Raw genomic sequence first — 21,614 nt, forward strand, 5'->3', positions numbered from 1 at the left:
GGAGCCTTTCAGTGCTGGTAGCCGTAGACGCCGCGCGACTGGTCGCGGACGAGACGGCCCTGCTCGAGTTCGATGACGCGCTTGCGCATCTGGTCGACGATCTGCTGGTCGTGGGTCGCCATGATCACGGTGGTGCCGGTCCGGTTGATCCGGTCCAGCAGCTTCATGATGCCGACGGAGGTCTGGGGGTCCAGGTTGCCGGTGGGCTCGTCCGCGATCAGCAGCGCCGGCCGGTTGACGAAGGCACGGGCGATGGCCACGCGCTGCTGCTCACCGCCCGAGAGCTCGCCGGGCATCCGGTCCTCTTTGCCGCCGAGGCCGACGAGTTCCAGTACCTGGGGAACGGCCTTCTTGATCTCGCCGCGCGGTCTGCCGATGACCTCCTGGGCGAAGGCCACGTTGTCGGCCACCGACTTGTTGGGCAGCAGGCGGAAGTCCTGGAAGACGGTCCCCAGCTGGCGCCGCATCTGCGGGACCTTCCAGTTGGAGAGCTTGGCGAGGTCCTTGCCCAGGACGTGCACCTGGCCGTGGCTCGCCCGCTCCTCGCGCAGGATGAGCCGCATGAAGGTGGACTTGCCGGAGCCGGAGGAGCCGACCAGGAAGACGAACTCGCCCTTCGCGATGTCCAGGGAGACATCTCTGAGTGCGGGGCGGCTCTGCTTCGGGTAGGACTTGGAGACGTTGTCGAATCGGATCACGGGTGCACCACGGTCGCCGGGAGTAGGTGTGCGTGACCATACGCGAACAGGCGCGAGGTGTGGACCCGGCGTCCGGAGTTGCCCGATATATCCCCTGGTCCGAGAGGTGCTCGACCGCGATTGCCCGGAGGGGCCGCGCCGAATGTCACCGAAGCTGGCACAGTGGGAGGGGGAACGGACCGGTTCCCGCGACCGTTGTAACCGAGGGGACGAAAGGAGGAGCGCATGACATATGACCGGCTCGTGTGCGCGAACTGCGCCGCACCCGTCAGCCAGGGCCGCTGCCCGGTGTGCCGGGCGAACCGGGGGCGCCTCCAGCAGGAGGGCCCCTTCTCCGGCGGTCTGAACCCGGCGGCGCTCGTCGCGCTGCTGGTGATCCTGGTGGCCGCGCTGGCACTGGTGGCTCAGCAGACGGCGTAGCTCCTCAGCCGCCACGTCCCGATCAGAAGAAGCACATACGGAAGGGCCCGGACACCTTGACGGCGTCCGGGCCCTTCCGACTGTCCGACCTGCGCGTTCCTACGTGGCTACGCGGTCTGCTCCTGCTGCTTGCGCCAGCGGATCCCGGCCTCCAGGAAGCCGTCGATCTCGCCGTCGAGCACCGCCTGCGGGTTGCCGACCTCGAACTCCGTCCGGAGGTCCTTGACCATCTGGTACGGGTGCAGGACGTAGGAGCGCATCTGGTTGCCCCAGGAGCTTCCACCGTCCTTGAGGGCGTCCATCTTGTCCTTCTCCTCCTGGCGGCGCCGCTCGAGCAGCTTGGCCTGGAGGACGTTCATCGCGCTGGCCTTGTTCTGGATCTGCGAGCGCTCGTTCTGGCAGGAGACCACGATGCCGGTCGGCAGGTGCGTGATGCGCACCGCGGAGTCGGTCGTGTTGACGCCCTGGCCGCCGGGGCCCGAGGCGCGGTACACGTCGACGCGCAGCTCGCCCTCGTCGATCTCGACGTGGTCGCTGGACTCGACGACCGGCAGCACCTCGACGCCCGCGAAGGAGGTCTGGCGGCGGCCCTGGTTGTCGAAGGGCGAGATCCGGACAAGGCGGTGCGTGCCCTGCTCGACGGAGAGGGTGCCGTAGGCGTACGGGGCCTTGACCACGAAGGTGGTCGACTTGATGCCGGCCTCTTCCGCGTACGAGGTCTCGTAGATCTCGGTCGGGTAGCCGTGGCGCTCGGCCCAGCGCAGGTACATGCGCTGGAGGCGCTCGGCGAAGTCGGAGGCGTCCACGCCGCCGGCCTCGGCACGGATGTTGACCAGCGCCTCGCGCTCGGCGTACTCGCCGGAGAGCAGGGTGCGGACCTCCATCTCGTCCAGCGCCTTGCGTACGGAGACCAGCTCGATCTCCGCCTCGGCGAGGGTGTCCGCGTCGTCCATTTCCTGGGCGAGGTCGAACAGCACCGCCAGGTCGTCGATGCGCCCGCGCAGGTTCTCGGTCTTACGGACCTCGGCCTGGAGGTGCGAAAGCTTGCTCGTGATCTTCTGGGCGGCCTCCGGGTCGTCCCACAGGGACGGCGCGGCGGCCTGCTCCTCGAGCACGGCAATATCTGCCCTCAGCTTGTCGAGGTCCAGGACGGCCTCGATCGACCCCATGGTCGAGGAGAGGGACTTCAGCTCTTCGGAAACATCGACGACTGCCACGGGTCCAGCGTAGCCGGTCCCCGGGGGGCGCTCTCCGGCCAGGCCGAATCACCCGTACTAATGGCGGGTCGTACGGGCGTACGCTCACGATATGACCGTCTTCCTCGTCAAGCGCCGCCATGTGGACCACATGCGTGTCACGACAACGAGCTGTCTGCCGCCGGACCATCCCCAAGCCTGATCCACCCCGATCCGACTTGGTCCTGTACGCGGTCTCGCGGTCCCGGCGCCAACCCTGCCGGCGGCCCTCCCCAGCCGCGGCCCCCCGCCACCCCTGGGGACAGGACCCCGTGACATCCCGAAACGGAGCCGTCATGCCGTCCGCGCACCTTTCTCCTTCTTCGTCTTCTCCTTACTCCTCCGCTCCGCCCGAGGCGCCCTCGCTACCGGTCCTGGACCTCTCTCAGGCCGACGATCCGGCGCTGCGCGATTCCTTCCGCAAGGAGCTGCACGCGGCCGCCCGGGACAGCGGCTTCCTGCACCTCACCGGGCACGGGATCAGCGCCGCCGAGACCGCCCGCATCCTGGAGCTGACCAGGGAGTTCTTCGCCCTCCCGGAGGCGGACCGGCTGGCCGTGAGCAATCTGGGCTCCCCGCACTTCCGGGGCTACACCCGCATCGGGCACGAGCTGACCGGCGGCGCCTCCGACTGGCGCGACCAGCTCGACGTGGGCGCGGAGCGGGCGGCGCCGGAGGTCGGACCGGACGACCCGGCGTACCTGTGGCTGGAGGGCCCGAACCAGTGGCCCGCGGCGCTGCCGGAACTGCGGAACGTGGTGCTGGAGTGGCAGTCCCGGCTGGCGGCGGTGGCCCACCGCCTGCTCCAGGAGCTGCTCGCCTCGATCGGCGCCCCGCCCGACTTCTTCGACGCGGCCTTCGCGGACCGGCCCCACCTGCACACGAAGCTGATCCGCTACCCGGGATCCGCCCCGACGGGCACCGACCAGGGGGTCGGGGCGCACAAGGACTACGGCTTCCTCACCCTCCTACTCCAGGACTCGGTGGGCGGGCTCCAGGTGGTCCGGGACGGCGCCTTCCTGGACGTCCCTCCGATGCAGGGGGCCTTCGTGGTCAACCTGGGCGAGCTGCTGGAGATCGCGACGGAGGGGTACCTGACGGCGACGGACCACCGCGTGGTGAGCCCGGCGGGGGCCGTGGAGCGGTTCTCGGTGCCGTTCTTCTACAACCCGCGCCTGGACGCCGTCATCGAGACGGTCCCGGGCGACTACCTGGACGCGGCGCCGGGGATAGCGCACGACGCGTCGAACCCGCTGCACGCGGAGTACGGCCGCAACGAACTGAAGGGCTGGGTCCGCGCCCACCCCGCGGTGGCGCGGCGCTGGCATCCGGAGCTGGCGGGCGCGTAGCCCCTGCGGAGCCCTGCGGGGCAGCCCCGGGCCGCTGCGCGGCCGGGCCCGGGGCCGCTGCGCGGAGCCTGTCCCCTACCCGCCCTTCCACCGTTCCCCGGGGCTCCGCCCCGGACCCGTTGCCGAGCGCGGCGCCGTTCCGGGGGCCGGCCCCCGGACCCCCGCGCCTCAAACGCCGGCGAGGCTGGATTTCCCGGCCCGCCGGCGTTCGCGTGCAGGCTGACACCAGCCGAAATCAGCCCCCGCCGGCGTTTGAGGCGCGGGGTCTGGGGCGGAGCCCCAGGGGGTCCGGGCCGCAGCCCGGGGAACGGCGGAAGGGCGGGTAGGGGACTTCGCCCCGCAGGGCATGCCACCCGCACCCGGCTACGGAGCCGTCGAGCCCGACTGCTTGTTGTCCTGGGGCGGCGCCGAGTCGGAGGAGACGGCCAGCCAGCCGCCGACACCGACGGCCGCGACCAGCGCCACCGCGGCCGCCGACAGCGCGAGCCGCCGCTTGCGGACGGTCTCCGCCCGGTGCCGCGCCGAGCCCGGCCGGTGCCCGCCGGCGGGCCGCGGCACGCGGGCAGTGCCCAGTGCCCCGCCCGCCAGCTCGTCCGGCCCCGGCACCCGCATCGAGGTGTGGGTGTCCCGGTTGGAGTCGGTGGAGGAGCCGGGGACCAGCGGAACCACGCCCCGCCGCCGCACCGGATCGGCGGCGACCGCCTCCGGTTCCGGGAACTCCACCTGCTCCGGCTCGTCCGGTTCGTCCACGTCCAGCGGCGGCATCCCCACCAGCAGCGGCAGCAGGTCCCGCAGCCGCAGGGAGAGCTCCGAGGCCCGCAGCCGCGAGGCGGGGGCCTTGGCCAGGCACTGGACCATCAGCTGCCACAGCTCGTCGGGGATGCCGGGCAGCGGGACGACGGTTTCCGTCACGTGGCGCCGCAGCACCGCCCCGGGATGCCCGCCGCCGAACGGCGTGAAACCGGCGAGGAGTTCGTACAGCACGGTCGCCAGGGCGTAGATGTCCACCGCCGCGCGCGGCGGCAGCCCCTCCACGATCTCCGGCGCCAGGTAGTCGGGCGTGCCGATGATCCGGGTGGTGGGGGCCGAGGCCCGGCCGCCGGTGGCCCGCCGCGGCGAATCGATGAGCTTGGCCACGCCGAAGTCGGTGAGCAGCGCCGGATGCGCGCCGCCCGGGCCGAGCGGGCCCTGCATGTCGAGCAGGACGTTCTCCGGCTTCACGTCCCGGTGGACGACCCCGGCCGCGTGCGCGGCGGCCAGCGCGTCGGCGACGTCCGCGACGATGGCGACGGCCGCCTCGGGGGCGAGCCGCCGCTCGCGGTCGAGGCGCGTGCGCAGGTCCGTACCGCGTACGAGGTCCATGACGAGGGCGAGGTCGTTGCCGTCCACGACGAGGTCGCGGACGCAGACGACGTGCGGGTGTTCCAGGCCCAGGAGCGCGCTGCGCTCCTGGACGAACCGTCCGACGAGTTCCTGGTCGGACGCGAGGTCCTCGCGCAGCAGTTTGACGGCGACGGGGCCGTCAGGCCCCTCGCCCAGCCACACCGTGCCCGCGCTGCCGCGTCCCAGGATCTGGTGCGCGGTGTACCGGCTGCCGATCTTCCGTGCCACAACTGCTCCCTCAGCGGCTGGCGTACGCACCAAAGCTACGCGGCCAGGTGGGTGTTGGAGTCCACGGATCGCGGCGACCTTCACTTCTGCGGGCGAAATCACGTCCTGGAAGTCGACAAATCCACGAAGTCACCGGTACAAGGCCCGGTTCGGGCGGATTGTGCCGGTACAGCGCGCCCGGTTGAGGCGGAAAGGCTCAGGAGCCCGTACCGCCCGCGGTGTCGCCGATCGTGGTGACCCAGTCCACGACGTCCGAGCCCCAGGTCCACACCTGGTCCCACCAGCCGCGGCCGGTGCCGACCCACTCCTGGAGTCCGGTGAACTCCCAGATCAGCCAGCCCGCGACGAAGAACAGCGCGATCATGACCAGGCAGCCCTTGAGGCAGCCCAGCCCCGGGATCCTCACCGGGTTCGCGCTGCGGCGGCGCGGCTCACGGGGCTCGCGCTGAGGCGGCTGCTGACGCGGCGGCGGGCCCTGAGGGGGCTGCTGCTGGGGCGGCGGCTGGGGCTGGCGGTACTGGGGCTGCCCCTGCGGCTGCTGGTACTGCTGGGGGTGCTGCTGCTGCGGCTGATAGTGCTGCGGCGGGGGCTGCGGCGCGTACTGCTGCTGCGGGTACTGCTGGGGCTGCTGGTACTGCTGCTGCGGAGGCGGTGCCTGCCGGTACGGCTGCTGCTGCGGAGGCTGCTGCTGCGGTCGCTGCGGCTGCTGCTGGGGCCGCTGCGGCTGCTGGTACTGCTGCTGCGGCGGCGGGCCCTGGCGCTGCGGCCGGCGGCGCAGGGGATCCTCGCTCGGGTCCAGGTAGTGCATCTGCGTCTGCTCGTTGCGGTCGCGGGCGGCCTGCATCTGCGACTGCCACGGGTGCGGCTGGTCCGGCCGCTGCACGGGCGGCATCACGGAGGTCGGGTCGGCCCCGGGCGCCCCCGTGCTCGGGAGCACGGACGTGGCGTCGGCCGCGCCGACCGGCGGCATCACGCTGGTCATGGCGTTGGGGTCGTAGGCCCCCATCGGGGAGGCCCCGGCCGTGCCGGGCAGCATCTGCGTGGCGTCCGCGGCGCCCGGCGTCTCGGGCACCGGCGCGGGCGAGGGGTCGGGCGCGAGGAGCGCGCCGACGCCGAGGGCTGCCTCGACCTCGGCGGCCGTGGAGTGCACGCCGATGCCGGAGGCGACGACGCGCAGGCCGCGCGCCAGGGTCTCCGCGCTCGGGCGCTCGTAGGGCTCCTTGCGCATGCAGCGCTCGATGACCGTCCACAGCGGCTCGGGCACGTTCGGCGGGCGCTGCGGCTCCTCGCTGAGGTGGCGGTGCAGGACCTCCAGCGCGGTGCCGCCGGCGAAGGGCGGCCGGCCGGTGAGGAGCTCGTAGAGCAGGATGCCGGCGCCGTAGATGTCGACGGCGGAGGTCTGCGGGCGGCCTTCGGCGGACTCGGGGGCGACGTAGGCCGGGGTGCCGACGAACTCGTGCGTGCGCGTCAGGCCCGGGGAGTCGGCCAGGCGCGCGATGCCGAAGTCGGTGAGCATCGGCTTCATCTGACCGTCGCGCTCGTCGACCAGGACGTTGGCGGGCTTCAGGTCGCGGTGGACCACGCCGTCGGCGTGGCTGGCGGCGAGCGCGTCGGCGATCTGGGCGGTGAGCAGGCTCGCGGCGACCGGGGTGAAGGGGCCGTTCTCGCGCAGGTACCGGTGCAGGTCCGGGCCGTCGATGAGGTCCATGACGAGGGCGAGGAGATCGCCCTCGACGACGAGGTCGCGGGTGCGGACGATGTTGGGGTGGGTCAGGCGCAGCAGGACGGAGCGCTCGCGCAGGAAGCGCATGACGATGTCCGGGTCCTGGGCCAGCTCCTCCTTGAGGACCTTGATGGCCACGGTCTCGCCGGGGTGGCCGGCCACCGCCGCCTCCGCACCGGCCGCCTCACGCTGGCGGGCGCGCCAGACGGTGCCCGTGGCGCCGCGCCCGAGCGGCTCCTCGAGCAGGTACTTGCTGCCGACTGGCCGCACGTCTCGCGCTCCCTGCTGTCGTCTGTCGTCGATTCCGGCGTGTGGTCCGCGTGTGGTCCGCATGTGGTCCGCGCGTGATCCACGCTCGGTCCACGCTTGTTCCACGCCTGATCTGCGCAATGGTTTTCCGGCCCACTCTAGGGCTTGTCCCGAGGGAAGACGCGGGGTGAGGGAGGTTGGTTGCCGCACATATGCACGAAGGGTGATGTTTGCGGCGTATGCCGGGGGCGATTTTCCCGGCCTTCGTGTCGATATCCGATCGGCACGCATGCAGGTCCGGTGCCGGTCCGCGACCGATCAAGATCACTTGCCGGTGGGTGGCGGGCGTGTTGAGGACGACAGGTGCGAGGATGCACCCGTACGGAACGGCCGGGACGGGAGCCCCGCCTTCCGGGCAGACCTGACCGGACGACGCGTCCGTGCCGGGTGGGGGCGGGCGGACGGGCACGGCATGCGAACGGCATGTGGGTGACCGTCCCGCGGGTCCCTGCCGGGCGCACTCACCGCGCACCGCGCAGAAGGGACCGCTGACGGCGATGCAGATCCGGCTGACCGTCCTTGGGTCGGGGTCGCGCAGCGGCCACCAGACCGCCACCGCGACCGCCTCCGGCGGGGGTACCGGCGGAGGAGGCGCGCCGGCGAGCTGTGACGTACTCGTCACCGCGCCCGCCGGCACCGCGCTGTCCGCGGTGGCCTCCGGGCTCGCTGCGACCGTCGGCGGACCCGACACCGGGGGCACGGTCGTGCTGTACGCCGGTACGGAGCGCCTGGACCCCGCGCGGTGCGCGCTCGGCGAGCCGCCGCTCGTGGACGGGGCGGTGCTGTCGCTGAACGTGCCCGGCCCCGACGTCCGGACGGACGGGACCGGCACCGGGATCGGGGACGGTCCCCAACTGCACGTCGTGGCCGGGCCGGACGCCGGCGGGGTGCACCTGCTGCACCCGGGGGCGATCCGGATCGGGCGCTCGGCCGACGCGGACGTCCCGCTGGACGATCCCGACGTATCGCGCCTGCACTGCACCGTGACGGTGCTGCCCGACGGGCGGGTGGCGGTGGCCGACCTCGGGTCGACGAACGGTACGACGCTCGACGGCGCGGTGGTCGGCGCGGAGCGGGTGGCGCTCGCGCCGGGGGCGCTGCTGCGGGTCGGCGAATCCACGCTCCGCCTGGCCGTGGGCCCGGCCCCCGCTCCCCTCCCCCTCACCCCTGACCTGGAGGGCCACCTCTCGGTCCCCCTCCCGGGACCCCACCCCGACGCGACCCCCGGCCACCCCGATCCCGTCCGCGCCGGCGCTACGCCGAACACCCCGGCGGGGTCACACCCCGAGGGCAGCACCCCTGGCGGAGCCTGGAGCGGCGCTAGGCCCGGCACCCCGGCGGGGTCGCACCCCGGCAGCGGCGCCTCCGGCCAGGCCTGGACCGGCGGTACGCCCGGCACCCCGACCGGGTCACACCCCGGCGGCAGCGCCTCCAGCGGAGCCTGGAGCGGCGCTACGCCCAGCACCCCGACCGGGTCGCACCCCGGCAGCGGCGCCTCCGGCCAGGCCTGGACCGGCGCTACGCCCGACACCCCGACCGGGTCACACCCCGGCGGCAGCGCCCCTGGCGGAACCTGGAGCGGCGCTACGCCCAGCACCCCGGCGGGGTCACACCCCCGCGGCGGCGCCTCCGGCCAGGCCTGGACCGGCACTACGCCCGGCACCCCGACCGGGTCACACCCCGGCGGCAGCGCCTCCAGCGGAGCCTGGAGCGGCGCTACGCCCGGCACCGCGGCCGGGTCGTACGCCGAGGGCGGTAGCTCCGGCGGAGCCCGGGCCGGCGGGGCGTACCCCGACGCGGGGGGCCGGGGAGCGCAGGGACAGATCCCCCACCCCGCCCCTTCCCGAAACGGGGGCTCCGCCCCCGACCCCGTCCGGCACGGCTCCGGAACCCCGGGCGCGCCCGGGGCGCACTGGGACGGCAGCGCCGGAGCGGCCCCCGCCACCCGGGGCACCGAGCACCACACCGGAGGCGGCCGTGCCGCGTCCGGCTCCGCCTCCCCGGACCCCTGGCCGTACGGCGAGGCCGGCCAGGACGGCGACGCCGACCCGCTCCGCGCCGGCCGGATCGCCAGGCCCGGGCCCGGGTCAGGCCCCGGCGCCCCCGGTGCCGGACACCACTCGCTCCCCGACCGGCCCGGCGCCGGACAGCACGGCGGAGCGCCCCAGCAGGCCGGAGCCTCAGACCCGTACACCGGAGCGGCACACGGGGGCGGAGCCCCCGGGCAGCCCGCCGGAGCGGCACACCCGGGCGCAGCCCCGCGCCCCTACGGCGGAACGGCGCACCCCGGCGGCACGCCCGCCCAGTACGCGGAGCCGGCACACCCCGGCTCGGCCCCCGGCCGGCACGCCGAACCGCAGCAGCAGGCCGGAGCCTCCGACCCCTACGGCGGAGCCGAGCACGGAGCGGGAGCGGGAGCCGGAGCCGGAGCCGGAGCCGGAGCCGGAGCCGGAGCCGGAGCCGCCGGACCGTACCCCGGAGCGGCCCCCGGAGGCGGAGCCTCAGACCCCTACGCCGGAGCGCCCCCCCGAGCCGAAGCCGCCGGGCCGTTCGGCCACGCCGGGTCGGGGTCGTCGCCGCGGACCGGGGTCGAGCACCACGGGGCGGCCGGCTGGGAGGAGCCCGGGCCGGCCCGGGCGGCCGGGACCGGGGCCGAACCCCGTCGCGGAGCGCGTCGCGGGATCGGGGCCTGGGCACGGAAGTGGGTGCGCGGGGCGGAGGCCGCCGAGGTGGAGGTGGTCGCCGAGACCGCGGCCGCCGTCACCCCGCGGCCGGGCTCCGACGATCCCGCGACCCTGCTGCTCACCGCCCTCGGGCCGGCCCCACGGCTGTGGGCCGGGCCCGCCGGGCTCGACGTCACGCTCGGCGCGGGCAGCGAGGTCGCGCTCCGCGAGACCGGCGGACTCGGCATCGCCGGCCCCCGGGCCCGGCTGACCGGTGTGGCCCGCTCCGTCATCGCGCGGCTCGCGGCCCTGCACGCCCCCGGCCAGCGCCTGGAGATCGTGCTGATCTCCACCGACCGGGCCCGCCCGCTCGCCGAACGCCGCCGCGACTGGGGCTGGCTCGGCTGGCTGCCCCACGTACGCCCCGCGCACGGGCAGGACTGCCGGCTGCTGCTCGCGTACGACCGCGATCAGGCGGCCGCCCGCGCCGGGGAGCTGACCCGGAGGCTCGACGACGGCCCCCTCGGCACGCACTGGGCCGCCGCCGGCCCGGACGCGGTGCGCGAGGCCTCGTACGGCTACCGGGGCCCGTTCACCCTCCTGGTCCTCGACGGGGACCCCGGTCCCGGGCCGCTCCGGGACATCACCAGCCGGCTGGCCTCGCACGGGCCGGCCGCCGGGATCCACGTGCTGGCCCTGGCCGAGGCGCCGGCCGCGACGCCCGCCTCGCCCGTCGCCGAGACCTACGAGGCGGCCTGCGCGGCCGCCCCCGCCTTCCGGGACTGCGGGGCCGCCGCCCTGCTCAGCGGTGATGTGGCCACGACGGTACGGACCTTCGCGGTCTCGGGCGGCAAACCGGCCGCGTCCGGCGGTACGGCCACCGCGGACGCCGTGTCGGCGGCCTGGGCGGAGCGGTTCGCCCGCGCCCTGGCCCCCCTCAAGGCCGACTCCCCCGTCGTGGAGGGCGGTTACCGCCCCGCCGCCGCCAATCTGCCCCAGACCTCCCGGCTGCTGGACGAGTTGGGGCTGGCCCGGGCCACCCCGGCGTCCCTGATGGCCCGTTGGGCCGCCGCCACCGACCAGGGGCAGCGCGTCGGCGGGCTCGCGGAGATAGTCCTCGGCACCGGCCGGCGCGGGCCGGTCGGCGCCGAACTGGTCACCGACGGGCCGCACGTGCTGATCGAGGGGCCCGCGGGCAGCGGCCGTACGGAGCTGCTGCGTTCCGTGGCGGCCTCCCTGTCGGCGGCCGCCCGGCCCGACCGGCTCGGCCTGGTCCTGCTCGACGGGGCCGGCGGCGAGCGCGGCGACGGCCTGCTGCCCTGCACGGAGCTGCCGCACGTCTCGGCGCACCTGGTCGCCTCGGATCCGCTGCGGATGCGGGAGTTCGCTCAGGCGCTGGGCGCGGAGCTCAAGCGGCGGGCCGAGCTCCTGGACGGGGTGCCGTTCTCCGAGTGGCACGCCGTGCGCGAGGTCTCCGACCGGATGGTCTCGCCCCGCCAGCCCACCCCCGGCGAGCTGCGCGGCGATCTCGAGCCCCAGCGCTCCGGCACCCTGCGGCTGCGCTCCTCGGCCACCCGCACCGATCCGGCGGCCGGGCCCAGCCCGCTGCCCCGCCTCGTCGTGCTCGTGGACGACTTCGACGCGCTGGTCGCGCCGGGCCTGGGCAGCACGGGCCGCCCCGCCGCCGGTTCGGTGGTCCGCGCGCTGGAGGCGGTCGCCCGCGAGGGAGCCCGCCTCGGGGTGCACCTGGTGGCCACCAGCGCCCGCCCGGACCGGACGGCCGACACCGAGCTGGCCCGGCTCACGACCCTGCGCGTGGAGCTCGACGCCCCCGACCAGCCGGGCCCCGGCCGGGGCGTGCTCCGGTACGCCGACGGGCGCACGGTCCCCTTCCAGGGCGGCCGGGTCACCGGCCGGATCCCCCGGACGGCGACGCTGCGGCCGACGGTGGTGCCGGTGGAGTGGGAGCGGATGGGCGATCCGCCGGCCCGTCGCCCGGTGCGCGAGCTGGGCAACGGCCCGACCGACCTGGCGCTGCTGGCCAGCGCCCTGGACCGGGCCTCCCACCTGGTGTCGGCGGTCCCGGTGCTGTTCCCGCCGGCCCCCTGAACCGACCCTGACCGCCCCCGGGCAGGCCCCCGAGCGGTCCAGCGCCCACCCCCGTACCCCGCGAGGCGGTATTGCGGGGGTGCGCGGGTCGGCGTAGACCTTGTGGCACGGGACACACCATCGCCAGCGAGGCATCGGGGGCACCGCCATGCGCAAGCACGGAACGAGCCGCACGACATCCCTTCGTACGCACCACACGTGGGCCGCTCTGGCCGTGGCCGGCGCGCTCGCGCTGAGCGCCTGCGGCGGCGACGGCAAGGAGCCCGCGAAGGGCACGGACGGCCCCGACACCTCGGGCGGGCCGTCCGTCGCGTTGCCCCGTCTCGACGGGGAGAAGCTTGAGGTCGCCGCCGTCTGGACGGGCGCGGAACAGGCCAACTTCCTCAAGGTCCTGAAGGAGTTCGAGCGGCGCACGGGCGCCACGGTCACCTTCGTGCCGGCGCAGGACCCGATCGTCACCTTCCTCGGCTCGAAGATCGCGGGCGGCGCCCCGCCGGACGTGGCGCTGCTTCCGCAGGTCGGGGCGCTGGTCTCGGCGGTCAAGAACAAGTGGGCGAAGCCGGTGGGCGCCGACGCGCAGGCCCAGCTCGACCAGAACTTCTCGCCCGGCTGGAAGACGCTGGGCGCGGTCGACGGCACCCAGTACGGCGTGTACTACAAGGCCGCCAACAAGTCGCTGATCTGGTACAACGCGAAGGCCTTCGAGGCGGCGGGCGTACGGCCCCCGGCGACCTGGAAGGAGCTCCTCACGGCCGCCGACACCCTGTCCGCGTCCGGCACCCCGGCGGTCTCGGTGGCCGGGGCCGACGGCTGGACCCTGACCGACTGGTTCGAGAACGTCTACCTCTCGCAGGCGGGTCCGGAGAAGTACGACCAGTTGGCGAAGCACGAGATCAAGTGGACGGACGACAGCGTCAAGCAGGCGCTGACCACGCTCGCCGAGCTGTTCGGCCGCAAGGACTTCCTGGCGGGCGGCCAGAGCGGGGCGCTGGCGACCGAGTTCCCGAAGTCGGTGACGCAGACCTTCACCGGCGGCGACCGGCCGGCGGCCGCGATGGTCTTCGAGGGCGACTTCGTGGCGGTGAACATCGGGCAGACGCAGGCGAAGGTGGGCACGGACGCGCTGGTCTTCCCCTTCCCGGCGGTCGGCGCCATGGCCCCGGTGGTCTCGGGCGGGGACGTGGCGGTCGCGCTGAAGGACTCGAAGGGCGCGCAGGCGCTGCTGACGTTCCTGGCCTCGGTGGACTCGGCGCGGATCCACGCCCGTGAGGGGGGCTTCCTCTCCCCGAACAAGGCGCTCGAACCGGACGCGTACCCGAACGACATCCAGCGCGGCATCGCCGAGGCCCTGATCGCGGCGGGCGACCGCTTCCGCTTCGACATGTCGGACCAGGCCCCGGCGGCCTTCGGCGGCACCCCGGGCGCGGGCGAGTGGAAGGCGCTCCAGGACTTCCTGGCGAACCCGGCCGACGTGGCGGGGACGCAGGCGAGGCTGGAGGCGGACGCGGCCAAGGCCTACGGGAACTGATCCCGGTGGAGTCCCCCACCGGATCCCCCGCGGCTTCTCCTTCCGGACCCCCTACGGGATCCCCCGCGGCCGACCCCACGACCGGCCCCACGACCGGCCCGTCGGCCTCCCCGGCGACGGGCCCCGCCACGAGCCCCGCGACAGGCCCCGCCACGAGCCCCGCCACGGGCCCCGCCACGGGCCCCGCCACGGGCCCCGGCTCCCCGAGGAGCAAGGAGAACCGGCGCCGCCGCCTGACCGCCGCGGCGTTCCTGCTCCCCGCCCTCGTCCTGCTCGGCGCGCTCGTCGTGCACCCCATCGGCTACTCGCTCTACCGCAGCTTCTTCGACCGCTCCGGCGAGGATTTCGTGGGCGCCGGGAACTACGGGGAGATCCTGCGCGACGACACGATCCGCACCGCGCTGGGGAACACGGCGATCTGGGTGGTACTGGCCCCGGTCACGGCCACCGCCCTCGGCCTGCTCTTCGCCGTGCTGACCGAACGGGTGCGCTGGGGAACGGCCTTCAAGCTGATCGTCTTCATGCCGATGGCCATTTCGATGCTCGCCGCGGGCATCATCTTCCGGCTCGTCTACGACGCCGACCCGGACCGGGGCGTGGCCAACGCCGTCTGGGTCGGCGTCCACGACACCTTCGCCGAGTCCTCCGCCTTCCCCAAGGCCCGCCCCGGCCGGGACTCGCCGCTGGTCCCGGCGGACGGGGGCGCGTACGTGACCCGCGATCCGGTACGGGCGGGCGTGCCCGCGCCGCTCCCGCTGGTCGGCATCGCCCCCGAGGCCCTCCCCCCGGGAACGCGCACGGCGCGGCCGGCCGCCACCGAGCCCGGGAAGGTCACCGGCACCGCCTGGCAGGACTTCACCCGGGGCGGGGGCGGCGCGACGAACACGGTCGACGCCACCGAGTCCGCGCTGTCGGGGCTGCGCGTCGAGGCGGTCAAGGACGGCCGGGTGGTCGACTCGGCGAGGACCCGGGCCGACGGCACCTTCACCCTGTCCGCCGCGGCCGACGGCGCGACTCTGCGGCTGCCCGCCTCGAACTTCCGGGAGGCGTACGGGGGCGTCGAGTGGCTCGGCCCGACCCTGGTGACCCCGGCGGTGATCGGGGCGTACGTATGGATGTGGGCCGGGTTCGCGATGGTGCTGATCGGGGCGGGGCTGGCGGCCGTACCGCGCGAGCTGCTGGAGGCGGCGCGGGTGGACGGGGCGAGCGAGTGGCAGGTGCTGCGGCGGATCACGGTGCCGCTGCTGGCGCCCGTCCTGGCCGTCGTGCTGGTCACCCTCGTCATCAACGTCATGAAGGTCTTCGACCTGGTCTTCGTGATCGCCCCGGGCGCGGTGCAGGACGACGCCAACGTCCTGGCCCTCCAGCTGTACCGGACCTCCTTCGGTACGGACGCCGATCCGGGGCTGGGAAGCGCCATCGCGGTGCTGCTGCTGGTGCTGGTGGCTCCGGTCATGGCCTACAACATCCGCCGGATGCGCCGGGAGGCCCGCCGATGAGCACAGCGCCGCGCACCCCGTCCCGTACGCAGTCCCGTAGGCAGTCCCGTGCGCAGTCCCGCGCTCAGTCCCGTAAGCCGTCCCCCACCTCACCCCTCGCCCCTCCCCGCATCCCGCCCACCGCGCGGTCCCTCGCCGCCCGGGCGGCCGGCGGGGCGCTGCGCGTCTTCCTGGTCCTCGCGGGCCTGTTCTGGCTGCTGCCCACGCTCGGGCTGCTGGTCTCCTCCTTCCTCTCACCCACCGCGCTGAACGACGGAGGCTGGTGGCAGGTGTTGACGGCGCCCTCCCGGCTGACGGCCGACAACTACGAGCGGCTGCTGGCCAACGAGACCGTCACGGGGTCGCTGATCGACACGGCGGCCATCGCCGTCCCGGCGACCCTGCTCGTCCTGGTGCTGGGGGCGTTCGCCGGATACGCCTTCGCCTGGCTGGAGTTCCCGGGCCGCGACTGGCTGTTCCTGATCGTGGTCGCGCTGCTCGTCGTACCCGTCCAGGTGGCGCTGATCCCCGTCTCCGAACTCTTCGGCTCCATCGGCCTGTTCGAGACGACGGCAGGGGTGGTCCTCTTCCACACCGCCTTCGGGCTGCCGTTCGCCGTGTTCCTGCTGCGCAACTTCTTCGCGGAGATCCCGCGCGAGCTGCTGGAGGCGGCCCGCCTCGACGGGGCGGGCGAACTGCGGCTGTTCGCCCGGGTGGTGCTCCCGCTGGGCGGTCCGGCGATCGCCTCGCTCGGCATCTTCCAGTTCCTGTGGGTGTGGAACGACATGCTGGTCGCCCTGGTCTTCGCGGACTCGGCGCATCCGCCCGTGACGGTCGCGCTCCAGCAGCAGGTGCGGCAGTTCGGGAACAACATCGACGTGCTGGCGCCCGGCGCCTTCCTGTCGATGGTGGTGCCGCTCGTCGTCTTCTTCGCCTTCCAGCGGCAGTTCGTCTCGGGGGTGATGGCGGGAGCGATCAAGTAGGCGACCGGGCAAGCGATCAAGCAATCGATCCCCTGATCATGGTGTTGACGTGCCGGGTTGACGCTCCGTAACCCGAATGCCGCACCCTGCGTAACCCGATCACCACGCCGGGGGTTCCTGGGCCATATGCCCGCGCCGACCCCTGGATGTGCCGTGCCCCGGTTCAGCGTCATCGTGCCCGCGTACAAGGTCCAGGCGTACCTCCAGGAGAGTCTGGACTCGGTCCTGACCCAGTCGTACCCGGATCTCGAAATGATCGTGGTCGACGACGCCTCCCCGGACGCCTGCGGTTCGATCATCGACGACTGCGCAGCCCGCGACCCCCGGGTCACCGCCGTGCACCTGGCGCACAACCTCGGGCTGGGCCCGGCCCGCAACGCGGGCCTGGCCCGCGCCACCGGCGACTACGTGCTCTTCCTCGACGGCGACGACACCCTGGCCCCCGGGGCCCTGCAGGCCATCACCGACCGGCTGAAGGCCACCGGCTCCCCGGACGTCCTCGTCTACGACTACGCGCGCACCTACTGGACCGGTGAGACCGTCCGCAACAGCCTCTCCCACCGCCTGTGCGAGGAGGGCCCGGCCAGCTTCCGGCTCGCCGACCGCCCCGCCCTCCTCGGCATGCTGATGGTGGTGTGGAACAAGACCTACCGCCGCGAGTACGTGGAGCGCGAGGGCCTCTCCTTCCCGCCCGGTTTCTACGAGGACACGCCCTGGACCTACCCGGCCCTGCTGGCGGCGGAGTCCGTCGCCGTCCTCGACCGGGTCTGCGTGCACTACCGCCAGCGCCGCACGGGCTCGATCCTGACCACGTCCACCCGCCGCCACCTGGACGTCTTCGACCAGTACGACCGCGTCTTCGGCTACCTCGCCACCCGCCCCGAGCTGGAGCGCTGGCGGCCCGCCGTGCACCGGCGGATGGCCGAGCACTTCTGCGCCCTCTACGCGGACCCCCGCCGGCTCCCGCGCGCCGCCCGGTCCGAGTTCTTCGCCCGGGCCTCGGCCCTGCTGCGCCGCTACCGGGTGCCGGGCCCCCGGCCGCTGTCCCTGAGCCGCACGGACCGCACCCGCCACCTCCTGATGCGCCTGGGCACGAGGCGCACGTACCGCCTCCTCTCCCTCCTGCGCTCGGCGTCGCTCACGGCGGGCCGCGCCGGGGTCACCCTGGGGCGGGGCCTGCGCGAGACCGCCCTGCGCCTGCACTACCGCGCGCAGCGCCTGCTCCCGCTCCGCCCGGAGCTGGCGGTCTTCTCCGCGTACTGGCACGGCGGTTACGCCTGCAACCCGGCGGCGATCGAGGCCAAGCTGCGCGAACTCGCCCCGCGCATGCGGACGGCCTGGATCTGCGACCCGGCGCACGCCGCGACCCTCCCGCGCGAGACGACCCTCCTGCGCCCGGGCTCGGCGGCGTACTGGACGGCCCTGGCCCGCGCCACCTACCTCGTCACGAACGTCAACTTCGACCGTGCGCTGGTCAAGCGTCCCGGCCAGATCCTCGTGCAGACGCAGCACGGCACCCCGCTCAAGCGGGTCGGCCTCGACCTCCAGGACCGCCCTGCGGCCACCCCCACGACGGACTTCGCGGGCCTGCTGCGCGGCGCGGACCAGTGGGACTACCTGCTCTCCTCGAACCGCCACTCGACCCTCGTCTGGGAAAAGGCGGTCCCCTCCTCGTACACCACCCTCGAATACGGCTACCCCCGCAACGACGTGTTCCACCGGGCCACCCAGGCGGACGTCCTGGAACTGCGCGAACGCCTCGGCATCCCGCCGGGCTCCACGGCGATCCTGTACGCGCCGACCCACCGCGACTACCGCCGCAGCCGCCCCGCCCACCTGGACTTCGACCGCATCCTGCGCGACCTGGGCCCGCGCTACACGATCCTGACCCGCGCCCACCTCACGTACGCGGGCTCGCCCTCCCCCGAGCCGCACCCCCGCCTCCTCGACGTCTCCTCCCACCCGTCCGTCGAGGAACTCTGCCTGGCCTCGGACGCGTTGGTGACGGACTACTCGTCCCTGATGTTCGACTACGCGTCCCTGGACCGCCCGATCGTCATCCACGCGGACGACTGGGAGGCGTACGAGGCCTCCCGCGGCACGTACTTCGACCTGCGGGCCTTCCCCCCGGGGGCGATCGCCCGCACCGAGGACGAGCTGGTGGACATCTTCTCGACGGGCCACTGGCAAGGCTCCCGCTCAGCACAGCTCCGCGCATCGTTCCGGACCCGGTTCTGCACGCACGACGACGGCCAGGCGGCGGAGCGGGTGGTCCGCCGGGTCTTCCTGAGCCAGCCGACCGCCCCCATCACCCCCCTGGAAGACCGCCGCCCCACCCCGGCGGCCCCCTCCGCCGCCCCGGAACCCACCCTGGCCCACCTGACCACGTCCCGCTGGCCGTAACCCCGCCGCCGGGCCCGTGTGCCGTACCTGCGACCCGGTTTCGGGCTCCTTCCCGGAACGGTGTGTTCCCCGGGGCGCCGGGGAACACCATCCGGGGGAGCCTCGCGCTGGCGGAGCTGGAGGCCGCCCCGGGTGATGCGGAGGCCCGGGGCGAGGCGGAGCGGGTGCTCCGGAAGCAGATCGCCGACGACCCGGGCTTCGAGCGCTGGCTGTCGATGAACGTACGGACGGACACGACGCTGATCAAAGGTGCCCCGCACCACCCACCAGCGGATCACGGTCCACCGCAAGGGTGCCCGGTTCGTCGTGTTCTTCGAGAACAAGGAAAGCCTGTTCGACCTGACGGCTTCGGACCATCTGCCCTACCCGGCCCAGTTGGACAAGCTGTAGTCCCGGCCTAGGCCGGCCCGGCCGTCAGCCCGGCGACCACCGACCGCGCGAGGTCGTCCAGATAGCCCTGCGACACCGCGTCCCGTACGACCACCTGCCGCCAGTACAAGGGCCCGATCACCAGATCGAGCGCCCTCCCCGCGTCCGCCCCCAGGGGCAGCTCCCCCCGGGACACCGCCTCCGAGATGATCCCCTCCGCCATCCGCCGCTGCCCCTCCAGGAGAGCGCCCCGCACCGCGTCCGCGATCTCGGGATTCCGCGCCGCCTCCACCAGCAGGTCAGGGATCACCGCCGAGGCCACGGGATGCCGCAGCACATGCGTCATCACCTCCAGCAGCGCCCGTACGTCCCCGTAGAGGGACCCCGTCGACGGCACCGGCAGGCCGTCCGTCGCGAAGGCCCCGACCAGGTCCAGCACCAGGTGCAGCTTCGACTTCCACCGCCGGTACACGGCCGTCTTCCCCACGCCCGCCCGCCGCGCGACGCCCTCGATCGACATCCGCGCAAAGCCGACGGTGGCCAGTTCCCCGACGACGGCCGCCCGGATCGCCTCGGTCACGTCCTCGCGCAGAACGGCGGCCCCCGCGGGGGCTCTTCGGGCGGCGGCGGGGGCAGGGGCGGCGGCAGGCTCACGAGTCATGAGCAGAGCATATCCCGCGACGACGATACGGTTGCGTTCCGACGCCGAACGACCTAGCCTCGCCGTAGCGACGATACGGACCCGTCCCATCGAAAGCCGACGCCCCGACCCCGTCGAAAGCGACCCAAGTGACTGCGACCACCGCGCCACCCCCGGCCCCCGCCCCGACGAATCACCAGGTCAGGGCCAAGGGCCAGGCCCCGGACCCCATCGCCGAGCTGGCGGCGGCCCACGACCTGACCCTCAGCGGAGCCCGCCCCACCCTCCCCCGCTACATCGCTCAGCTCTGGGGACGGCGCCACTTCGTGACCGCGTACGCCACCGCCCGGATGCACGCCCAGTACAGCCAGGCCAGCCTCGGCCAGGTCTGGCACCTGATGACCCCGCTGCTCAACGCGGCCGTCTACTACTTCATCTTCGGCATCGTGATGCACGCCCAGCGCGGCGTGCCGAACTACATCACCTTCCTGATCACGGGTGTCTTCGTCTGGGACTTCATCGGTAGCTGCATCAACGCCTCCACGCGCGCCGTCCAGTCCAACCTCGGCCTGGTGCGCGCCCTGCACTTCCCGCGCGCCTCGCTGCCGCTGTCCACCGTCGTCCAGCTCTTCCAGCAACTGCTGATCACCATGGGCGCGCTGGTCATCCTGCTGCTGATCTTCGGCCAGACCCCCGCCCTGAGCTGGCTGCTCGCCCTCCCCACCCTCGCCCTCATGGCCGTCTTCTGCGCCGGCTGCGCCATGGTGATGGCGCGGGTCGGGGCGAAGAGCCCGGACGTCAGCCAGCTGATGCCCTTCATCCTGCGGACCTGGATGTACGCCTCGGGCGTCATGTGGTCGATCGACCAGATGCTCAAGACGGACCACCTGCCGGGCTGGGTCTCGATGGCCCTCAAGCTCAACCCCGCCGCCGTCTACATCGACCTGATGCGCTTCGCGCTCATCGACACGTACACGGCGCGCCAGCTCCCGCCCCACGTCTGGCTGGTCGCCCTGGGCTGGGCCCTGCTCGCCGGCGTCGGCGGGTTCGTTTTCTTCTGGAAGGCAGAGGAGGAGTACGGCCGTGGCTGACACCGCAACCGAGACCCGGACCCCGACCGTCATCGCCGACGACGTGCACGTGATCTACAAGGTGCACGGCTCGGGCGGCCGCAAGGGCGGCGCGACCGCGGCCCTGAGCCGGATGTTCTCCCGCAAGCCCGCCACCGGCATCCGCGAGGTGCACGCCGTCAAGGGCGTCAGCTTCACCGCGTACAAGGGCGAGGCCATCGGCCTGATCGGCACCAACGGCTCCGGCAAGTCCACCCTGCTGTCCGCCATCGCCGGCCTCCAGCCGGTCGCGCGCGGCCGGATCTTCTCCCACGGCCAGCCGTCCCTGCTCGGCGTGAACGCCGCCCTGATGAACGACCTGACCGGCGAACGCAACGTGGTGCTCGGCGGCCTCGCCATGGGGATGTCCAAGCGGCAGATCCGCGAGCGCTACCAGGAGATCGTCGACTTCTCCGGCATCAACGAGAAGGGCGACTTCATCTCCCTGCCCATGCGCACCTACTCCTCGGGCATGGGCGCCCGGCTGCGCTTCTCCATCGCCGCCGCCAAGGACCACGACGTCCTGATGATCGACGAGGCCCTGGCCACCGGCGACGCCGCCTTCCAGCGCCGCAGCCAGGCCCGCATCGAGGAACTCCGCGAACGGGCCGGCACCGTCTTCCTCGTCAGCCACGGCATCGGCACGGTCCGCGAAACCTGCGACCGCGCGATCTGGCTCGAATCAGGCGTCCTCCGCATGGACGGCCCGTCGGCAGAAGTCTGCGACGCGTACGAAGAGTTCACAAAAAGACGCTGACCACTCCAGCACCGCCGCCCCAACTCCACCGCCCAGGCCAACTCCAGCACCGCGGGGCCAAATCCACCTCCCAGGCCAACTCCAGCACCGCGGAGCCAATTCCAGCCCCGCCAGCCCAACTCCAGCACCGCGGAGCCGAATCCAGCACTGCCGGCCCAACTCCAGCACCGCGGAGCCGAATCCAGCACTGCCGGCCCAACTCCAGCACCGCGGAGCCGAATCCAGCACTG

General features: G+C 73.6%; 15 protein-coding genes. 10 read left to right on the forward strand and 5 right to left on the reverse strand.

Translation table 11 applies throughout. The features are described from left to right. Window positions 1-8: 8 nt before the first annotated feature. Window positions 9-698: a cell division ATP-binding protein FtsE gene (gene ftsE, locus MTF69_RS23635; protein WP_243337359.1), complete on the reverse strand. Its 690-nt coding sequence runs from the start codon at window positions 696-698 to the stop codon at window positions 9-11. 225 nt (window positions 699-923) lie between these two features. Between ftsE and MTF69_RS23640 the strand changes: the two genes are divergently transcribed. Beyond that, window positions 924-1,118, forward strand: a complete 195-nt coding sequence (locus MTF69_RS23640) for a hypothetical protein (protein WP_243337361.1) — start codon at window positions 924-926, stop codon at window positions 1,116-1,118. A gap of 107 nt (window positions 1,119-1,225) precedes the next feature. On the opposite strand, the gene prfB is transcribed toward MTF69_RS23640, so the two are convergent. Continuing rightward, window positions 1,226-2,335, reverse strand: a complete 1,110-nt coding sequence (gene prfB / locus MTF69_RS23645) for a peptide chain release factor 2 (protein WP_243337363.1) — start codon at window positions 2,333-2,335, stop codon at window positions 1,226-1,228. A gap of 314 nt (window positions 2,336-2,649) precedes the next feature. On the opposite strand from prfB, the gene MTF69_RS23650 reads away from it, so the two are divergent. Beyond that, entirely contained in the window at window positions 2,650-3,702 is a 1,053-nt protein-coding gene (locus tag MTF69_RS23650; protein ID WP_243337365.1) for an isopenicillin N synthase family oxygenase, read from the forward strand. Between the two features lie 363 nt (window positions 3,703-4,065). On the opposite strand, the gene MTF69_RS23655 is transcribed toward MTF69_RS23650, so the two are convergent. Continuing rightward, complete coding sequence (locus tag MTF69_RS23655; protein ID WP_243337367.1) at window positions 4,066-5,313, reverse strand: serine/threonine-protein kinase; 1,248 nt, start codon at window positions 5,311-5,313, stop codon at window positions 4,066-4,068. 196 nt (window positions 5,314-5,509) lie between these two features. After that, window positions 5,510-7,306 carry a serine/threonine-protein kinase gene (locus MTF69_RS23660; RefSeq protein ID WP_243337369.1) on the reverse strand — a complete coding sequence of 599 codons (1,797 nt, stop codon included), beginning with the start codon at window positions 7,304-7,306 and terminating at the stop codon, window positions 5,510-5,512. A gap of 536 nt (window positions 7,307-7,842) precedes the next feature. On the opposite strand from MTF69_RS23660, the gene MTF69_RS23665 reads away from it, so the two are divergent. The 6 genes from MTF69_RS23665 to MTF69_RS23690 all read left to right on the forward strand — a co-directional run bounded on the left by MTF69_RS23665 (window position 7,843) and on the right by MTF69_RS23690 (window position 18,899). Beyond that, window positions 7,843-12,117 carry an FHA domain-containing protein gene (locus MTF69_RS23665; RefSeq protein ID WP_243337371.1) on the forward strand — a complete coding sequence of 1,425 codons (4,275 nt, stop codon included), beginning with the start codon at window positions 7,843-7,845 and terminating at the stop codon, window positions 12,115-12,117. Window positions 12,118-12,265: 148 nt separating this feature from the next. Then, entirely contained in the window at window positions 12,266-13,645 is a 1,380-nt protein-coding gene (locus MTF69_RS23670; protein ID WP_243337373.1) for an ABC transporter substrate-binding protein, read from the forward strand. Between the two features lie 233 nt (window positions 13,646-13,878). Next, entirely contained in the window at window positions 13,879-15,144 is a 1,266-nt protein-coding gene (locus MTF69_RS23675; RefSeq protein WP_243337461.1) for a carbohydrate ABC transporter permease, read from the forward strand. Beyond that, on the forward strand, window positions 15,141-16,106 hold the full coding sequence (locus MTF69_RS23680; RefSeq protein ID WP_243337375.1) for a carbohydrate ABC transporter permease: 966 nt from the start codon (window positions 15,141-15,143) through the stop codon (window positions 16,104-16,106). Before MTF69_RS23675 ends, MTF69_RS23680 begins: the two co-directional genes overlap by 4 nt. Window positions 16,107-16,259: 153 nt before the next feature. Next, window positions 16,260-18,509, forward strand: coding sequence for a CDP-glycerol glycerophosphotransferase family protein (locus MTF69_RS23685; RefSeq protein ID WP_374323632.1), 2,250 nt, complete (start codon window positions 16,260-16,262; stop codon window positions 18,507-18,509). A 249-nt stretch (window positions 18,510-18,758) separates the two neighbouring features. After that, window positions 18,759-18,899 (forward strand): hypothetical protein, encoded by a 141-nt coding sequence (locus tag MTF69_RS23690; protein ID WP_243337396.1) that lies wholly within the window; start codon window positions 18,759-18,761, stop codon window positions 18,897-18,899. A 7-nt stretch (window positions 18,900-18,906) separates the two neighbouring features. Here MTF69_RS23690 and MTF69_RS23695 read toward each other — a convergent pair whose 3' ends face one another. Beyond that, on the reverse strand, window positions 18,907-19,539 hold the full coding sequence (locus MTF69_RS23695; protein WP_243337397.1) for a TetR/AcrR family transcriptional regulator: 633 nt from the start codon (window positions 19,537-19,539) through the stop codon (window positions 18,907-18,909). Between the two features lie 128 nt (window positions 19,540-19,667). Between MTF69_RS23695 and MTF69_RS23700 the strand changes: the two genes are divergently transcribed. After that, complete coding sequence (locus tag MTF69_RS23700; protein WP_374323635.1) at window positions 19,668-20,609, forward strand: ABC transporter permease; 942 nt, start codon at window positions 19,668-19,670, stop codon at window positions 20,607-20,609. Further along, entirely contained in the window at window positions 20,602-21,384 is a 783-nt protein-coding gene (locus MTF69_RS23705; protein ID WP_243337400.1) for an ABC transporter ATP-binding protein, read from the forward strand. The genes MTF69_RS23700 and MTF69_RS23705 overlap by 8 nt, the downstream gene beginning before the upstream one ends. Window positions 21,385-21,614: the final 230 nt, after the last annotated feature.

The sequence above is a fragment of the Streptomyces sp. AP-93 genome (assembly GCF_022808175.1).
In the GTDB taxonomy this organism is placed as follows: domain Bacteria; phylum Actinomycetota; class Actinomycetes; order Streptomycetales; family Streptomycetaceae; genus Streptomyces.

What these genes read in the sequence shown, in the direction of transcription:
- MTF69_RS23640 (WP_243337361.1), top strand. Translation starts at nt 924, where the DNA reads ATGACATATGACCGGCTCGTGTGCGCGAACTGCGCCGCACCCGTCAGC.
- MTF69_RS23650 (WP_243337365.1), top strand. Translation starts at nt 2,650, where the DNA reads ATGCCGTCCGCGCACCTTTCTCCTTCTTCGTCTTCTCCTTACTCCTCC.
- MTF69_RS23665 (WP_243337371.1), top strand. Translation starts at nt 7,843, where the DNA reads ATGCAGATCCGGCTGACCGTCCTTGGGTCGGGGTCGCGCAGCGGCCAC.
- MTF69_RS23670 (WP_243337373.1), top strand. Translation starts at nt 12,266, where the DNA reads ATGCGCAAGCACGGAACGAGCCGCACGACATCCCTTCGTACGCACCAC.
- MTF69_RS23680 (WP_243337375.1), top strand. Translation starts at nt 15,141, where the DNA reads ATGAGCACAGCGCCGCGCACCCCGTCCCGTACGCAGTCCCGTAGGCAG.
- MTF69_RS23695 (WP_243337397.1), bottom strand. Translation starts at nt 19,539, where the DNA reads ATGACTCGTGAGCCTGCCGCCGCCCCTGCCCCCGCCGCCGCCCGAAGA.